Origin of the sequence: Campylobacter concisus (assembly GCF_002913865.1) — a bacterium.
GTDB lineage: Bacteria > Campylobacterota > Campylobacteria > Campylobacterales > Campylobacteraceae > Campylobacter_A > Campylobacter_A concisus_AM.
In genome coordinates, this window is the sequence record NZ_POYX01000153.1 from 1 (window position 1) to 16,127 (window position 16,127).

13 protein-coding genes and 1 pseudogene are annotated in these 16,127 nt (G+C 41.5%); 11 read left to right on the top strand and 3 right to left on the bottom strand.

What is annotated here, in order from left to right:
- The 4 genes and pseudogenes from CYP77_RS09765 to CYP77_RS09775 form a co-directional block, all read left to right on the top strand.
- Positions 1-259: pseudogene (locus CYP77_RS09765) on the top strand (methyl-accepting chemotaxis protein); the annotation flags it as partial.
- Positions 260-681: 422 nt separating this feature from the next.
- Entirely contained in the window at positions 682-1,398 is a 717-nt protein-coding gene (locus CYP77_RS09770) for a basic amino acid ABC transporter substrate-binding protein (protein WP_103567719.1), read from the top strand.
- Between the two features lie 100 nt (positions 1,399-1,498).
- Positions 1,499-2,263, top strand: a complete 765-nt coding sequence (locus tag CYP77_RS10265; protein ID WP_258032430.1) for a M16 family metallopeptidase — start codon at positions 1,499-1,501, stop codon at positions 2,261-2,263.
- 77 nt (positions 2,264-2,340) lie between these two features.
- A complete protein-coding gene (locus tag CYP77_RS09775; RefSeq protein ID WP_258032429.1) occupies positions 2,341-4,236 on the top strand; it encodes a M16 family metallopeptidase in 1,896 nt (631 codons plus the stop codon).
- Positions 4,237-4,593: 357 nt separating this feature from the next.
- Here the strand turns inward: CYP77_RS09775 and CYP77_RS09780 are convergent, their stop codons facing one another.
- Genes CYP77_RS09780 through CYP77_RS09790 form a run of 3 tightly spaced genes read right to left on the bottom strand, consistent with a single transcriptional unit; the run spans position 4,594 to position 6,095 of the window.
- Positions 4,594-5,496 (bottom strand): hypothetical protein, encoded by a 903-nt coding sequence (locus CYP77_RS09780; RefSeq protein ID WP_103567718.1) that lies wholly within the window; start codon positions 5,494-5,496, stop codon positions 4,594-4,596.
- A gap of 51 nt (positions 5,497-5,547) precedes the next feature.
- Complete coding sequence (locus CYP77_RS09785; RefSeq protein WP_002941152.1) at positions 5,548-5,769, bottom strand: hypothetical protein; 222 nt, start codon at positions 5,767-5,769, stop codon at positions 5,548-5,550.
- A gap of 32 nt (positions 5,770-5,801) precedes the next feature.
- Positions 5,802-6,095, bottom strand: coding sequence for a putative quinol monooxygenase (locus tag CYP77_RS09790; protein ID WP_012140151.1), 294 nt, complete (start codon positions 6,093-6,095; stop codon positions 5,802-5,804).
- A gap of 152 nt (positions 6,096-6,247) precedes the next feature.
- Here CYP77_RS09790 and CYP77_RS09795 point away from each other — a divergent pair, with 152 nt between their 5' ends.
- From CYP77_RS09795 to tsaD, 7 genes are all read left to right on the top strand, one after another.
- Positions 6,248-8,701, top strand: a complete 2,454-nt coding sequence (locus tag CYP77_RS09795; RefSeq protein ID WP_103567717.1) for a molybdopterin-dependent oxidoreductase — start codon at positions 6,248-6,250, stop codon at positions 8,699-8,701.
- 87 nt (positions 8,702-8,788) lie between these two features.
- Positions 8,789-9,895, top strand: a complete 1,107-nt coding sequence (locus tag CYP77_RS09800; RefSeq protein WP_103567716.1) for a D-TA family PLP-dependent enzyme — start codon at positions 8,789-8,791, stop codon at positions 9,893-9,895.
- A gap of 809 nt (positions 9,896-10,704) precedes the next feature.
- On the top strand, positions 10,705-11,436 hold the full coding sequence (locus tag CYP77_RS09805) for a phosphatidate cytidylyltransferase (protein WP_103567715.1): 732 nt from the start codon (positions 10,705-10,707) through the stop codon (positions 11,434-11,436).
- Positions 11,418-12,527 (top strand): 1-deoxy-D-xylulose-5-phosphate reductoisomerase, encoded by a 1,110-nt coding sequence (gene dxr / locus CYP77_RS09810; RefSeq protein ID WP_103567714.1) that lies wholly within the window; start codon positions 11,418-11,420, stop codon positions 12,525-12,527. Before CYP77_RS09805 ends, dxr begins: the two co-directional genes overlap by 19 nt.
- Positions 12,514-13,749, top strand: a complete 1,236-nt coding sequence (locus tag CYP77_RS09815; protein ID WP_103567713.1) for a uracil-xanthine permease family protein — start codon at positions 12,514-12,516, stop codon at positions 13,747-13,749. The genes dxr and CYP77_RS09815 overlap by 14 nt, the downstream gene beginning before the upstream one ends.
- Positions 13,749-15,047 carry a M99 family carboxypeptidase catalytic domain-containing protein gene (locus CYP77_RS09820; protein WP_103567712.1) on the top strand — a complete coding sequence of 433 codons (1,299 nt, stop codon included), beginning with the start codon at positions 13,749-13,751 and terminating at the stop codon, positions 15,045-15,047. The genes CYP77_RS09815 and CYP77_RS09820 overlap by 1 nt, the downstream gene beginning before the upstream one ends.
- On the top strand, positions 15,044-16,054 hold the full coding sequence (tsaD, locus tag CYP77_RS09825; RefSeq protein WP_103599761.1) for a tRNA (adenosine(37)-N6)-threonylcarbamoyltransferase complex transferase subunit TsaD: 1,011 nt from the start codon (positions 15,044-15,046) through the stop codon (positions 16,052-16,054). Before CYP77_RS09820 ends, tsaD begins: the two co-directional genes overlap by 4 nt.
- Positions 16,055-16,127: the final 73 nt, after the last annotated feature.

The following is a 16,127-nucleotide window of genomic DNA, read 5'->3' on the forward strand; positions in this document are numbered from 1 at the left end:
AAAACTAGCTGAAAGAACTCAAAAATCTCTAGGAGAGATAGAAGCAAATACAAATGTATTAGCTCAATCAATAAATGAGATGAGTGAATCAATCAAAGAGCAAAGTGAAGGAATAAACATGATAAATGAATCAGTTGCTCAAATAGATCACCTAACAAAAGAAAACGTAGCAATTGCTAATGAAGCAAACGAAGTAACATCTGAAGTAGATGAGATGGCTAAAGCTATAGTTGAGGATGTTAGGAAGAAGAGGTTTTAAAAAAACAAACTACTACAATTAAATACAAAACATAGCTCTCTGAAGCATTAGAGGGCTATGTAAATTTAGACTAGATAAAATTTACATAGCAATCTAATCAAATTTATAAATTTGCTTTATCCAAAAGGGAGACAAGGGGACTTGAATTACGAAGCCGTCCCCTTATCTCCATTTAGATCCCACAATACCCTCGCACGTTCAAGGTGCATGCTTCAGTGCTTCGCACTGCATGCGTTTTAAAAGCTCTAATAAATTTTAGATACACTCGCTCATGAAATTTTAAAATTTGCTAGACTTCTTTTGGCGCACATACCTATACGCCTTACAAGCTTATGTAAATTTCTGTCATTGCGCTAAATTTAAACAAATTTTAATAGATAAATGCCGATAATTAGGGCTTTAAATCACCTTAAAGGATAGACATGAAAAAGATCTTTGCTCTTTTACTGACAGCTTTTGTTGCTCTTTGTGCAAACGAGCTAAAATTTGGTACAGCGGCAAACTACCCGCCATTTGAATACATCGATGAAAACAACAAAATAACAGGCTTTGACATCGACCTTATAGATGAAATTTCAAAGCGTGCTGGCTTTTCATATAAGATAGTAAATATGAGCTTCGATGGCCTCATCCCAGCGCTTAAAGCTGGCAAGATAAATGGCATCATAAGTGCGATGAGTGCGACTCCAGACAGACTAAAGTCGATTGATTTTACAAAGCCATACTACCTAACTGAAAACATCTACCTAAAGAAAAAAGGCAACGATGCGTTAAAAGCTAAAGAGGAGCTAGCTGGCAAAAAAGTAGGCGTGCAACAAGGCACCATTCAAGAGCTAGCTGCAAATGCGATAAATGGCGCAAAAGTAGTGCCTTCAGAAGATACTGTGCCACTCATAATGGGGCTAAAAGTTGGCAAATTTGACGCGGTTATCCTTGATAGCTCGATCGGCTATGGCTTTATAAAGAAAAACCCTGAAGTAGAGGCGTTTTTCAAAGAGGTTGATGGCAGCGAAGGCTTTTCAATAGCTTTTGACAAAAACAAAGAGAGTGAGCTTATCGCTAAGATAAATCAAATTTTAGATGAGATGAAAAAAGACGGCAGCTACGACGCACTGCTTAAAAAATACGAACTAAAATAACACCTCCCAACTAGCCTGCAAATTTAGTAGGCTAGCTTTATCTTGCATTTTAAAATTTATACTAAAATCCGCTTTTACATAGAAATTTAAAGGACGGATTATGAGAAAAATTCTGCTACTTTTATGCCTAGCACTTAGCCTAAATGCATTGCAAAATGACAAAGATATGCTAAGTGGTGAGCTTGAAAATGGGTTAAAATACTATATAAAAGAGAATAAATTTCCACAAAAAACGGCCATCTTTTACCTAGTCGTAAACTCAGGCTCGACTGATGAGAGAGAGGGCGAGCAGGGGCTTGCGCACTTTTTGGAGCACATGGCGTTTAATGGCAGCCGTGACTTTAGCAAAAATGAGCTCATCAAACAGCTTGAGAGCCTTGGGGTCAAATTTGGCGCTGATCTAAACGCGCAAACCAGCTACGATCAGACGAGCTACACGCTAAGCATAAATGTAAATGAGAAGAATTTAAAGGATGTTTTTAAGGTCTTTTCAAACTGGATCGATGGTGTAAAGATCGATGCAGGCGAGCTTGATAAGGAGCGTGGCGTCATAATGGAAGAGGAGCGCCAGCGAAACACGCCAGCATATAGGCTCTATCTTGCCCAAAGTAAGGACATCTTTGCAGGCAGCATCTATCAAAAAAGAGTGCCTATTGGCGACATGAAAGTGATAAAAAGCGTGGATGCTAAGCACATGCAAGAGTTTTACGAGAGGCTTTATCAGCCAAGGTTTATGAGCTTTGTGGCAGTTGGCGACTTTGATAAAAATGAGATAAAAGCTCTGATAGAAAAAACTTTAGCGCAGCAAAAAATAGCAACTCATACGTTCATCCAAACAAAAGCATCGCTTTTAAAGATGGGCTAAATGTCTTTAACTACGACGCAAACGAGACGGCAGCTCAGTTTGTAAGACTTAGCTTTTTTGATAAATTTAAGCCAGTCTTGGATGAGGCTGATGTGAAGCGAAATTTAAAAGATGCGCTAATAGCTAGCCTTATAAATATGCTTTATGAGCAAAAAAATGCAAATAATTCATCAAATTTAAGTGTTGATTTTATGGCGCAAACGCTTCAAGCAAAGCAAAAAATTTATAGCTTTGAGGAAAATGTGATCGGAGATGATTTTAACGCTAGCCTTAAAGATATGTTAAGTGTTTTAAAGGGCATTGAGAAATTTGGCTTTAACAAAGGCGATTTTAGCGATGTGAAAAAGGCGTTTGTGGCAAACGTAGAGGCTAAATTTAAACGCTCAAAAACTAAAAAATCAAGCGTTTATGCAAGTGAAATTTTAAATATGATCGAAAATGGAGGCTTTGTGCTAAGCGATGAAGATAGCAAAAACCTTAGCCTAAAGCTCTTAAACGAGACCACGCTAGAGGATGTTAATGCGAGATTTAGGCAAATTTTAGCCATACCTGATGAGCGCGTGAGGGTCTTTAGCAAAGATGGTTTTAAACTTAGCAAAGATGCCTTTTTGAAGCTAAAAGATGAGGCAAAACCTTACGATACAAATTTGGCTAGCCAGAGCCTAAATAAGAGCCTTGGCAATGAAAATTTAGAGCCAAAAGATATCCTTTCTAGCAAATTTGACCAAAAGCATGGCATCTATACTTATAAGCTGCCAAATGGCTCGCAAGTCATCTTTAAGCCACTAGCCACCAAAAAAGATAGCATCTTGTTTGCGGCCATTAGCAAGGGTGGCACTTCAGATCTTGCTGATCCTAAGCTTGGCGGCTTTGCGGTTGCGCTTACAAATGAAAGTGGCGTTGGCAAATTTAACAACTACGAGCTTTCAAAGGTGCTAAACGACAAGATAGTAAGCTACGAAAAGAGCATAGAGGCGCTTACACAGGGCATTTACGGCTCTTCAAGCAGTGGCGATCTTGGCTCGTTGCTAGCTGTTATAAATTTAGAGTTTAGCTCGCCAAGAGCCGATGCAAACGTGCTTGAGAGGATAAAGCAAAGAGCAAAAGATGAGCTAGCTAAAGAGCAAAATTTACCTGAATATAAATTTAGCACCGAATTTAGCAAGTTTTTTTACGAAAACAACAAGCGTGTAGCGCCCATTGAGATGGCGCAGATCGACGCGCTAAAGCTAAATGAGCTAAAAGAGATTATCAAAGATAAATTTACAAACGCAGCCTCATACACCTTCGTAATCATCGGCGACACCGACGAGGAGAGGCTTTTGCCACTTGTTAAAAAGTATATCGCCACGCTGCCTAAGCTTGGCGAGGCTGAAAATTTTAAAGATGACGGCGTGCGAAGCATCAAAGGGCAGCACACCTTTAAAAGAGAGTATCAAAGCACAAAAAGAAGCGATGTGAGCGTGGATATAATAAATTTAGATACAAAATACAGCTTCAAAGAGGTGGTCAAGCTAAGAGCGCTAAGCTCGGTCCTAAAAACGGCGCTTCGTGAAAAGATCAGAGAAGACAAAGGTCAAACATACGGCTTTAGCCTAAACGCTAGGCTCGCTCGCTATCCGTATGAGCACTCAAAGGCGGTGATCGGCTTTACTTGCGACCCTGCAAACACGGACAAGATCATCGCCGAGATAAAGGAGATAATGGCTAGTATCAAGCGTGATGGCGCACTTTTGCCAAAACATTTGGAGGATTTTAAGGCGCAGAGTGAAATTTCTATAAGAAAAGACTACGAAAAGCCTGAGTTTTGGCAAAATCTCATCATCTCAAATAAAATTTTTAACACGCCACTTTACACGGCTGATGAGTATATAGATGCGGTCAAAGCGCTCACAAATGACGATATCAAAGAGGCTGCTAGGCTATATCTTGATGAGAAAAATATGGTGATAAGTATAAATAATCCGAAGTAGAAATTTTTTGAGGGCTAGGCTGGCTCTTTAAATTCAGTCTGAGCTAAAATCTAGAGAGCTAAGCTGGCTTCAAGAAATTTAAATCTAAATAGAAATTTGATCGGTTAAGCAGGCGTTTTAAATTTAAGCCCTAATATAAATTTATGGAGCAAAGCTTGCTCTTTAAAATTTAAGATTAAGCAGAAATTTGAGAAGTCAAGCTAGCTCTTCAAATTTAAACTTGAGTAGAAAATTTGGAGCTAAACTAACTCTTTAATTCAAATTTAAATAGAAATTTAGAGAACTAAGCCAGCTTCAAAAATTTAAGCAAAATAAATTTAGTGTGCCAAGTCAGCCCCATAAATTTAAAACCTAAAGCTAAGCCAGCACATCCTTTGGCTTTAGCTTGTTTAGCTTTTGCACTAGATCATCAAAGCTTGCGCCATTTTCGACCTCGCGCCTGATAAATTCCTCAAAAAACTCACGTTTTATATCCTTGTCCGTGTAGGTCACGCTCTTTTTGATAACTTGCATAGGCTTAAATTTCTCTTCTTCTATCTCTTCACCGCCATCTTCTCTAACTGGCGTAAGAGCGATATTTTGCAGCACATCAGCGATATTTTCGCCCTTTTCATAGCTTGTTTTTAGAAATTTCAAAAACTCATCTTTGCTATTTTTATCAGCGTAGCTTACACGATGCGGCATCGCTTGACCTAGGACTTCTATGCGTTTTTTAGCCGATGTTTGCTCGTAGTGTAAAGCCCCGTCTTTAAAAGAAATTTTCACATTTGCATGCTCGCCAAGTATCCTTTCGGCGGTAAATTCCAGCCATTTGTCTTTAAATTTATCGACGCTTAGATCAGAGTCTAGTAAATTTGTAGCCTCACGGTTTAGATAAAGTATGCCATTGGCGTGGTTGATTAGAAGTTTCAGGTTGTCGGTGGCAATAGCATATATATTGTAAGTTTTGTTAAACTCATCTACGCTAAAGCCGTTTTTCTCGCTGGTTAGAATGGAGCTTGCTCGCCAAAGCTTCGTGCTATCAACGAAATTTTTAAGGCTAGCAACTTCATCTTTACCCATAGAGCTATCAAGCCCGTTCATCTTGCCCCAGATAGAAATTTTATCATTTGACGAGTAGCCAGAAAGTGATAGATGCTTGAAGTCTAGGGCATTGGGAGAAATTTTTACTTTGCCTAAATTTGCGATAGTCGTTGGCTGCTTATTAAAAGCGTCTTGATAGTTAAAGCTTTGATTAAGTCCATTTAGTGCGTTTATCATGTCAAATCCTTTAACACTATATCGGCAAATAAATTTAAATTTTAAGTTGGATTATTTTTTATTGCGGTATTTTTCAAAAATGGCGATCATCTGGTGCGAGTCTTGCGCGACTTTGAGCTTGTTTGGGTTTTTGCTAAGCAGCTCTTCTCTTAAAGCATCGATGAACTCCTTGTCCTTTTTGCAGGCTTCAAGGCTCACACGTCCTCTAAGTATAGCCATAAACATAATATCGGCAGTCGCGTTTATCATCTCAAGCATCTTTTCTTCGCTCATTTTTTTAAATTTTGCCCTTTTTTAAGCAAATATTATTCCTTTACGCTTACAAAATTTATTATTTTTACCTCTTGGCTCTCTTTGCAAGCCTCCAGCGCAGCCGCATTTTTCACCATATGAGCGCTCTTCATATGCTCTTTTTGGCTCTCTAAATTTTCCCAGCTCTCCATAAAGCAGTATTCGCTTTTAGTGCCTGCAACTACGCCACACTCGTAGCTTATGCAGCCTTTATCTTTTCTTGAAGCTGGCACGATCTCTTTTAAAATCTCTTCAAATTTCGCCTCGCATCCAGCTTTTAACTTTACATTTACATAAAATCCTACCATTTGTCTATCCTTTAATATTTTTGGCTAAAATAACGCAATTTAGACGCAAGTTTGCGTATCACATTACAAGGCCTTTTCATGACAAGATGATACAAAATAGTAAATTTATAACTCATAAAACCAAACAAATTTAACCAAATATCGGAGAAAAAATGAAAAGACGAGACTTTTTGAGACTTGGCGCCTTAAGCGCAGCAAGCCTTCAAGCAAAGGAGCTTGACGGAGCAGCTCAGGCGCTCTTTGACAAGCAAAGTGGCCTAAGTGCGAACAAATTTGGCCCATTTTATGTAAAAACTATCGCAGGGCGCGTGGTTGAGACTGAGCCATTTGAGGGCGATGCGTGCCCAAATGAGCTAAACAACGCACTTCTTGATCATATCCAAAACGAAAGCCGTGTAAAATATCCATTTGTTAGAAAGAGCTTTTTGGCTGACCCAAACAACCCAAAGCCAGAGCTTCGTGGCAAAGAGGAGTTTGTGCGCGTGAGCTGGGATGAGGCGATAAAGCTAAGTGCGAAAATTTTAAAAGAAAATTTTGATAAATACGGCGCTGAAGCGATCTACGGACAGGTTTATCAGTGGGGTAGCCTTGGTAAAGTCGGTCACAGCCAAAAGACCGCAAAGAGGCTACTTAACGTGCTTGGCGGATATGTAAATGAGCTTGGTGGCTACTCTTACGGCGCAGCGACTGTCATCTTGCCTCACATCACTGGCTTTATCGACCCAACACTAGCGCCAACAAAGTGGGAGGCTATCTTAAAAAATGCCAAAACGATCGTATTTTGGGGCACAAACCCAGTCGTTTCAAACAAGATCGCCATTGGCGTGCCGCTTCACAACTCATATAAATACTACGATGAGATCAGAAAAAAAGGCGAGAGCGGCGAGATGAAAATTTATAGCGTCGATGTTTATCACAACGAAAGCGCAAGATATTTTGGTGCAAAGCACCTTGAAGTCGTGCCTTGCACCGATACGGCGATGATGATAGGTATGTGCAACTACCTTTTTGAAAAGGGGCTTTACAGCAAAGAATTTATAGAAAAATACACCGTTGGCTTTGATAAATTTAAAGAGTATATGCTCGGCACAAAAGACGGGGTCAATAAAAACCTAGCTTGGGCAAGCAAAATTTGTGGCGTGAGCGAGCAAGAGCTGGCGAAATTTAGCGAGGATCTAGCCAAAAACGACTCAGTTATAGTTAGTGGCTACGCGATTCAGCGGCAAGATCACGGCGAGATGGCCTACTGGGCGCTTGTGACGCTAAATGCGATGCTTGGACACATCGGCAAAGAGGGTTGTGGCTTTGTCACAAATGACGGCATGCACAAAAATGCTGACGAGAGCTTCATAGCGCCTAAACTAGCGGCTTTTGAGACGAAAGTGCCACAAAAATTTATTGATAGCGGGCTGGTGCCAAAGACTAAGGGCTACGAGCTGCCAAACTCAAGGCTCATAGACGCGCTTTTAAGCCCTGGCAAAGAGATAACTAGAAATGGCAAGAGCTACAAGCTACCAAAGATCAGAGTGATGTTTAACGCCAATGGCTCGACATTTACAAGGCATCCAGAGACAAATAGGGCGATAAAAGCTATGCAAAAAGTGCAAGCGATCATCACTTGCGAGCCATTTTGGACGAGCACAGCAAAACTAAGCGACATTGTCCTGCCAGCCGCGCTTGAGTGCGAGCGAACAGACATCGAGTTGGCAAACTCAACTAGCGAATATCTCTTTGCCATTAAGCCACTTGTTACGCCATTTGGCGAGAGTAAAAGCGACTTTGAGATCGCAAGGCTCATCGCAAAAGAGTGGGGCAGAGAAGAGGCATTTAGCGAGGGCAAAACTGAGCTAGAGTGGGTCAAGGAAATTTACGAAGATGCCGTTAAAAAGGCTGCTGGGCTTGGATATGAGAGCATGCCAAGCTTTGATGAGTTTTGGGAAAAGGGATATTTTAGATTTGACAAGGTCGATGAGAAAAAACGCTACTTTACAAACTACAAGAAATTCCGTGACGACCCAGAGGCAAATCCGCTAAAAACGCCATCTGGCAAGATAGAAATTTACTCTGAAACGGTCGCTGGCTTTGGCTACGACGACTGCCCACCGCATGCGACGTGGCTTGAGCCGTTTGAGTGGCTGGGCGCAAAAAATAAAAAATACCCTATCGCCATCAGCGGCGCGCACTCTAAATTTAGGCTTCACTCGCAGCTAAACAACTCTGTGCTTCGCCATTTTAACGAGATCGCAGAGCGCGAGCCAGTGCTCATAAACCCAAAAACAGCCGAAGCTAGAGGGATAAAAATGGGCGATGTGGTAAAAATTTACAACGACAGGGGCGAAATTTTGTGCGGTGCATTTGTGACCGAGGATGTGCCACAAAACGTCGTCATCGTGAGTGAGGGCGCTTGGTACGACCCAGATGTGCCAGGCGAGAAGAGCCTTTGCTTGCACGGAAATTTAAACGTGCTCACAAAAGACGTGCCATCAAGCAAGATGAGCCAGAGCAACACCGCCCACACGAGCCTTGTCGAAGTTGAGAAATTTAAGGGCACGCCAAAACGTGTCAGGGCGTTTGACGCACCAAAGATCGGCGCAAGAAAGGCCTAAAAGTAACACTTTGAAAATTTAAAGTGCTAAAAGCTATCCTTTTTAAATAATTAGAGTTAAAATCTAAGAAAAAAGAAAGGATAGCTCATGAAAATCACTGAAATAGACACTCCAGCACTGCTCATAGACAGGGAGATAGTGCTAAAAAACTTAGAAAAAATGCAAAAATATGCTGATAAATTTAATGTAAGCTTAAGACCACATACCAAAACGCACAAGATGCCATACTTTGCGAAAATGCAAGTGGCTCACGGCGCAAAGGGCATCACAGTAGCAAAGGTGGGCGAGGCTGAAGTGATGGCAAAAGAGGGGCTAAACGACATTTTCATCGCAAATGAGATCGTCACAAGGCAGAAATTTGCTCGCATTATAGCCATGCAAAAAGCTGGCGTTAAAGTGAGCTTTGGCGTCGATAACGTGGGCATTTTAAGGCTCATTGACGAGGTATTTGGCGAGGCTGGCGAGATAGCTAGGCTGCTTGTCGAGATAGAAGTCGGCGAAAACCGCTCGGGTGTCATAGAAGAGGCTGAGTTTAGAGCTTTGATGAGCGCTTTTGGGGAGTGTAAAAACGTGAAATTTTGCGGTGTTTTCTCGCATGATGGCCACTCATACAAGGCAAAAGATAAGCGTGAGTGCGAGCAAATTTTTAAAGTAGCAACCAAGAGAACGCTAAAATTTGCTGATATCGCGCGTGAGTTTGGTTATGAAAATTTCACCGTTAGCATCGGCTCTACGCCCTCGCTGATAAATGACTTTGAGATACCAAAAGGCGTTACAGAGCTTCGCCCTGGCACATATATATTTATGGATGCGTCGCAGGCAAATGCCTATGGTAGCTTTGATATGAACGCTGCTAGCGTGCTTAGCGTTGTGATCTCAAGGCCGACTGCGACCCGCACTATCCTTGATGCTGGGGCAAAGGCGCTAACTAAAGAGAGGCGCACTGAGGGCTTTTGCACGACGCCTGGCATGGGATTCATCGCAGAGCATGAAGTGTGGATAGATAGCCTATTTGACGAGCATGCGATCATCTTAAACGAGAAATTTGCTAACAGCGTGCGTGTGGGTGATCTCGTGCGCATCTATCCAAATCACATCTGCCCGGTGGTAAATTTATATGACTACGCCTATCTCGTAAGCGGCGATGAGGTCTGCGAAAAGGTGCCAGTTTTGGCAAGGGGTAAGATAGAGTAGGGATTTGCTTGGGTTTTATGTAAAAATTCAAATTTTAAAATTCAATAAAGCTTTTTTACAAATTTTAAAATTCCATTCGCTCGCAAGAATTGACTACTGATTTTAGGTCTCGTACAGCTTGCCACTAAAATCAGAGCCGAAATTACTCGTTCATGAAATTTTAAAATTAAATGTAAGCTTTTTAGGATAAACCGCATGCAGTGCGTTAGCGCTGAAGCATGCTACCTCTAACGTCGTCGGGCTTTACTTCGACTTCGTCTCGTAACTGCAAAGCAGACAGGGGATTGTTAAAAAAAAGATGGGGGGGGGGAGAGCTCTTTTGCTTCGCAAGCTCGCAACTGCAAGCAGGACCGTAATTCAAGCCTCTTCCCCCTTAACAAAGAAGCAAAACTTTAAATTTATAAAAACTATTTTTGCGAATTTTAAAATTCCATTCACTCGTAAGAATTGACTACTAAAATTTGGCTTCGCTTGCAGCTTAGCTCAAATTTTAGAGCCGAAATTACTCGCTCATGAAATTTTAAAATTTGCCTGACGATCACCTGATATGACAAAGCAAATTTATAAATTTTAAAATCTTACTCACTCGCCTTAGCAGACTACTAAATTTAGAGCCGTGATATGCCAGCTCTAAATTTAAAATTTGCTGGAGTCTCAATAAAACGCATGCAATGTAAGGCTCTATCAAATATCCTTCCATGCTCGTATCAAATTTTCAAACACATTTTAAACCAAATTTCACTCTTATAAACGCCGTCTAACTTTTAAGTGTTATAATTACGGCAAAATAACGATTTTAAGGAGAAAGTATGCGATCACGCATAATTACTGGCGTTTTGATGTTTGTTGCTATTTTGGTAGTTTTTTTTATAGATAATTATATTTTAAATTTTATTTTGCTTGGCGCTGTGCTTTACTTTGCCTTTAATGAGTCGCTCAAGCTTTATGGCATCGATCACAAACAGCTAGTTTATGCAGCGCTCGCATTTTACGTGCTTACATATTTTACAAATCCGATCTTCATCGCGATCCTTGCGATCATGCTAGTGGCATCTATCCTTGCGCACATAAAAAGCGAAAATTTAAAGCTAGTCGCCCCTTTTGTCTATCCGACAACTCCTATCTTTATGATGTGGATGCTCTACTCAGAGTATGGTATGGGCTATCTTGCGTGGCTTATCTTAAGCGTAGTTGCGAGCGATAGTGGCGCATTTTTCGTTGGTAAGATGTTTGGCAAGCATCCATTTAGCCCAAGCTCACCAAACAAGACTATCGAGGGTGCAGTTGGCGGCGTGGTAGTGGGCACCATAGTTGGTTGCGTCGTTGGAAATTTCATAACAGATGGTTTTTTTCAAATTCTATTTTCAAGCTTTTTAGTCTGCGTCTTTGCGGTCTGGGGAGATCTCTTTGAGAGCTATCTAAAGAGACTTTGTGGCGTCAAAGACAGTGGCTCGCTGTTTCCAGGACACGGCGGTATGCTCGATAGGATAGATGGCTATTTATTTGGCGTTGTTGCGCTACTTTGGTCGCTATCGTGGTAATACTTGGCTCAACTGGCTCGATCGGCAAAAATACTCTAGCGCTCTGCGAGAAATTTAATGTAGAGGTTGAGGCGCTAAGCTGCGCTAAAAACGTGGCTTTGCTAAACGAGCAAATTTTAAAATTTAAGCCAAAATTTGTCTGTGTGGGCGACGAAAAGCTAGTTAAAAAAGTAAAAAACATTGAGGCCAAAAACATCTTTTTTGGCGAAGCAGGCCTACTGGAAATGCTTGAAATTTCAAGCTCAAAAAAGGTGATAAATGCCCTTGTTGGCTTTGCTGGGCTTGCTCCTAGTCTAAAGACACAAGCGCTTGGCAAAAGGCTAGCACTTGCAAATAAAGAGAGCCTCGTTGTCGGCGGCAAGTTTTTAAAAACAAGAGAAATTTTGCCAATAGACAGCGAGCATTTTGGGCTTAAATTTCTACTAGAAAACAAAACTCCAGCCAAAAAGCTCATCATCACAGCAAGCGGCGGGGCATTTTATAAAAAACCGATCAAATTTCTAAAAGATGCCACGCCAAACGATGCTTTGAAGCATCCAAACTGGGATATGGGCGCAAAGATCACCATTGATAGCGCGACGATGACAAACAAGCTTTTTGAGGTGATGGAGGCCTACTGGCTTTACGGCATAAAAGATATCGAGGCCGTGATAGAGCCTACCTCAGCCATCCACGCCGTAGTCGAGTTTATCGATGGCTCAAGCACGATGCACCTCTCGCGCACTGATATGAAGCTAGCTATCGCACACGCTATCTTTGAAAAAGTCGAGCAAAACATCGTCTCACACGCAAATTTACTTGATCTAAAAAGTATCAAATTTCACAAGATCAGCCCTAAAAAATATCCAGTCTTTTCGCTAAAAGATGAAGTCTTAGCAAATCCTGATCTAGGCGTAGTGATAAACGCTGCAAACGAGGTTGGAGTATTTAGCTTTTTAGAGAAAAAGTGCTCATTTTTGGATATATCAAGGCTTATTTTAGGTTCAGCTAAAAAATTTAAGAGTCTTAAAATTTCAAGCGTAGATGAAATTTATGAAGTTGATAAAGAGGTTAGAGAATACGCAAAAAGGATGCTAAATGCAAAGGTATGAGGGGTATAAATTTGATCTTAGGCAAAGTCTCATCGGTGTGCAGTTTTTATTTGTCGCCTTTGGCGCGCTCGTGCTCGTGCCTATCCTTACGGGGCTTGATGCAAACGTCGCACTCTTTACAGCAGGTCTTGGAACGCTGCTTTTTCAGATCATCACTAGAAAAAACGTCCCGCCGATCTTTCTAGCAAGCTCGTTTGCTTTCATCGCTCCGCTTCAGTATGGCATCGAAAAATGGGGCATACCAGTGACTATGGGCGGCGTTATATTTGCTGGATTTTTCTACGTCGCGCTAAGTCTTGTCGTTCGCTTTGGCGGAGAGAAAATTTTGCATAAAATTTTGCCTCCAGTTGTCGTTGGTCCTGTCATCATGACCATAGGCCTCATACTTGCTCCAAATGCCGTTAAGATGGCGACTTCAGCTACCGAAATCTACACTCAAAATGTAGCTATGATGGTAGCAGCCACCTCGCTTATAGCTACTATCGTTGTCATGATGCTAGGACGCGGGATGTTTAGGCTTATACCGATCCTACTTGGCATTATCGCTGGCTACATCGTGGCTTACTGCTTTGGCATGGTTGATTTTAGCGCCATTGCAAACGCTCCTTGGTTTAGAGTGCCAAGCTTTAGCGCACCAAAATTTGAACTCGAAGCGATCATCTACATGATACCTATCGCCATCGCCCCAGCGATCGAACACATCGGTGATATGCTCGCTATCTCAAACGTCACAAAAGAGGATTTTTTGAAAAATCCAGGGCTTAAAAATACCCTTTTAGGCGATGGCCTAGCTACCTCGCTAGCTGCTGCCTTTGGTGGTCCGCCAAACACCACCTACTCAGAGGTCACAGGTGCAGTTAGTCTTACAAAAGCGTATAATCCAGCAATCATGACCTTTGCAGCGATCACTGCTATCGTGCTAGCCTTTGTTGGCAAGCTTGGCGCGGTGCTCTCGACCATCCCAGCGCCAGTTATCGGCGGCATCATGCTACTACTTTTTGGCATCATCGCAAGCGTTGGCATGGAGACACTTATAAAAAATAAAGTAGATCTTGCCGATCCTAGAAATATGATAATCGTAGCCCTCATCTTCATCTTTGCCATCGGTGGCATGGTGCTTGACCTTGGAGCGGTTAAATTTTCAGGTATCGGACTTGGCGCGGTTACTGGTATAGTTTTAAATTTGCTTTTGCCAAAAACAAAGCATTACGAAGGATATTAATGCGTAAATTTAGACTTTTTTTAGCAGCTCTTGCGGCTGCAAGCCTTGCAAATGCAAGCGCACTGGACTATGCACTTATCAAAAAAGGTGAGCCAAGTAGCAATACTATGCTCTTAATCGGTGGCATACAAGGCGACGAGCCAGGCGGCTTTTTGGCGGCTTCTATCGTGGCGACTGATTATAACATCACAAAAGGCTCGCTTTGGGTCGTGCCAAATTTAAATTTCCCAAGCATCATCGAGCGAAGTCGCGGCACAAAGGGCGATATGAATAGAAAATTTGCCCACGTCGAAAAGGACGATCCAGACTACAACTCAGTGATGAAGATAAAAGACGTCATCACCGACAAAAACGTCACGCTCATCTTAAATTTACACGATGGTAGCGGATATTATAGAGATACTTTTATAAACAAGGACGAAAACCCAGACAAATGGGGCAACACTTGCATAATCGACCAAAGCACGCTACCAGGCTCAAAGTATCCAGAGCTTGAAAGTATAGCCTCAAGCGTAAAAGACGTGCTAAATAAGCACCTCATAGACCCAAAACATCAGTATCACGTCAAAAATACGCACACCGCGATGGGCGATAAAGAGATGCTAAAAAGCCTCACCTACTATGCTATCACGCAAAACAAGTCAGCCTTTGCAAACGAAGCTAGTAAAAATTTAAATGCCGAGCAAAGGACATATTATCACCTTATAGCGATCGAAGAGTATATGAAAAAGGCTGGTATTAGCTTTACTAGGCCATTTGAGCTCGATGTCAAAAGTGTGAAAAAGGCGATCGAAAAAGAGATCAGACTTGAGCTATTTGACAGCTACGCTCTTAGCCTTAAAAATTTAAAACCAGTGATAAGCTTCGTGCCATTTAAAAAGGGCGAGCTAAACTACCACTCGCCAAATCCGCTAATCGCCGTCATAAAAGATAAAGAGACTTACAAAGTGCAGTATGGTAACCGTTCTGTTACAAAGCTAAAGCCACAATACTTCGAGTTTGCAAAGCCGCTTGATAAAATTTCTCTTTTGAGCGACAGCAACGAGCAGGTGCTAAAAAGTGGCGACAAATTTAGCGTGAAAAAGAGCTTTAAAGTAAAATCGCTCAAAAACGTGCGCGTAAATGTCATAGGATATGGCACTAAAAGCATCGATGAGAGCGAGCAGGACATCGATAAAAACAGCCTAAACAAGAGCTACAGCATAGATAAAGATGGCAAAATTTACAGGGTCGAGTTTTACAAAAGCGAAAATGGCAAAGAGAAATTTGCTGGCATGATACTAGCGGAGTTTAGATGATACTTGGCATAGAAAGTAGCTGCGATGACAGCTCTGTCGCGCTTATAGACGAACGCACGCTAGAGCAAATTTATTATAAAAAGATCTCACAAGAAGAGGAGCACGCTATCTTTGGTGGTGTGGTCCCAGAGCTTGCAGCGAGGCTTCACACAAAGGCACTGCCAGCGCTTTTAAATGATATCTTGCCAAATTTAAAAGATATAAAAGCGATCGCTGTGACAAACGAGCCAGGGCTAAGCGTGAGCCTAATAGGTGGTGTGAGCATGGCAAAAGCGCTAAGCATCGCCCTAAATATACCGCTAATTGCTGTAAATCACCTAGTTGGCCACATCTACTCGCTATTTTTAGATCGTGAGACCACATTTCCGCTTGGCGTTTTGCTAGTAAGTGGCGGACATACGATGATTCTTGAGATTGACGAAAATGGTGAGATTTTAGAGCTTGCAAGCACTGGCGATGATAGCTTTGGCGAGAGCTTTGACAAGGTGGCAAAGATGCTTGATCTTGGCTATCCGGGAGGCGCTGTTGTGCAGCAAAACGCACTTTTGTGTGAGGATAAAGATAGGTTTAAATTTACCGTTCCGCTTCTTCACGACAAGCGCCTTGAGTACAGCTTTTCAGGGCTTAAAAACCAAGTCAGAGTTGAAATTTCAAAACTTGAAACTATCACACAAAAAGATATCACGGATATTTGCTACGCCTTTGAAAACACAGCCTGCGAACACATCTTAAATAAACTTGAAAAGGTTTTTAAGCTAAGAAATTTCAAGCGCTTTGGCGTCGTTGGCGGAGCGAGCGCAAATTTAAATTTACGAAAAAGACTTGAAACTCTTTGTCAAAAAAATGAGTGCGAGCTTTTGCTAGCTCCACTTGCGTTTTGCTCTGACAATGCGCTGATGATAGCAAGAGCTGGTCGAGAAAAATACTTAAAAAAAGAGTTTATCTCACATGATAAGCTAACTATAAATCCAAGGGTTAGCTTTAAGAAGTTTGAGCTAGATATCTAAATTTCTTCAAAATTTTTTTAAAATCCTCTATTTTTAAAATTTTAAAATAATGCTAATTTGCACTATTTCAAGC

What these genes read in the sequence shown, in the direction of transcription:
- CYP77_RS09820 (WP_103567712.1), top strand. Translation starts at nt 13,749, where the DNA reads ATGCGTAAATTTAGACTTTTTTTAGCAGCTCTTGCGGCTGCAAGCCTT.
- CYP77_RS10265 (WP_258032430.1), top strand. Translation starts at nt 1,499, where the DNA reads ATGAGAAAAATTCTGCTACTTTTATGCCTAGCACTTAGCCTAAATGCA.
- tsaD (WP_103599761.1), top strand. Translation starts at nt 15,044, where the DNA reads ATGATACTTGGCATAGAAAGTAGCTGCGATGACAGCTCTGTCGCGCTT.
- CYP77_RS09800 (WP_103567716.1), top strand. Translation starts at nt 8,789, where the DNA reads ATGAAAATCACTGAAATAGACACTCCAGCACTGCTCATAGACAGGGAG.
- CYP77_RS09790 (WP_012140151.1), bottom strand. Translation starts at nt 6,095, where the DNA reads ATGGTAGGATTTTATGTAAATGTAAAGTTAAAAGCTGGATGCGAGGCG.
- CYP77_RS09770 (WP_103567719.1), top strand. Translation starts at nt 682, where the DNA reads ATGAAAAAGATCTTTGCTCTTTTACTGACAGCTTTTGTTGCTCTTTGT.
- CYP77_RS09795 (WP_103567717.1), top strand. Translation starts at nt 6,248, where the DNA reads ATGAAAAGACGAGACTTTTTGAGACTTGGCGCCTTAAGCGCAGCAAGC.
- CYP77_RS09785 (WP_002941152.1), bottom strand. Translation starts at nt 5,769, where the DNA reads ATGAGCGAAGAAAAGATGCTTGAGATGATAAACGCGACTGCCGATATT.
- CYP77_RS09815 (WP_103567713.1), top strand. Translation starts at nt 12,514, where the DNA reads ATGCAAAGGTATGAGGGGTATAAATTTGATCTTAGGCAAAGTCTCATC.
- CYP77_RS09780 (WP_103567718.1), bottom strand. Translation starts at nt 5,496, where the DNA reads ATGATAAACGCACTAAATGGACTTAATCAAAGCTTTAACTATCAAGAC.
- CYP77_RS09805 (WP_103567715.1), top strand. Translation starts at nt 10,705, where the DNA reads ATGCGATCACGCATAATTACTGGCGTTTTGATGTTTGTTGCTATTTTG.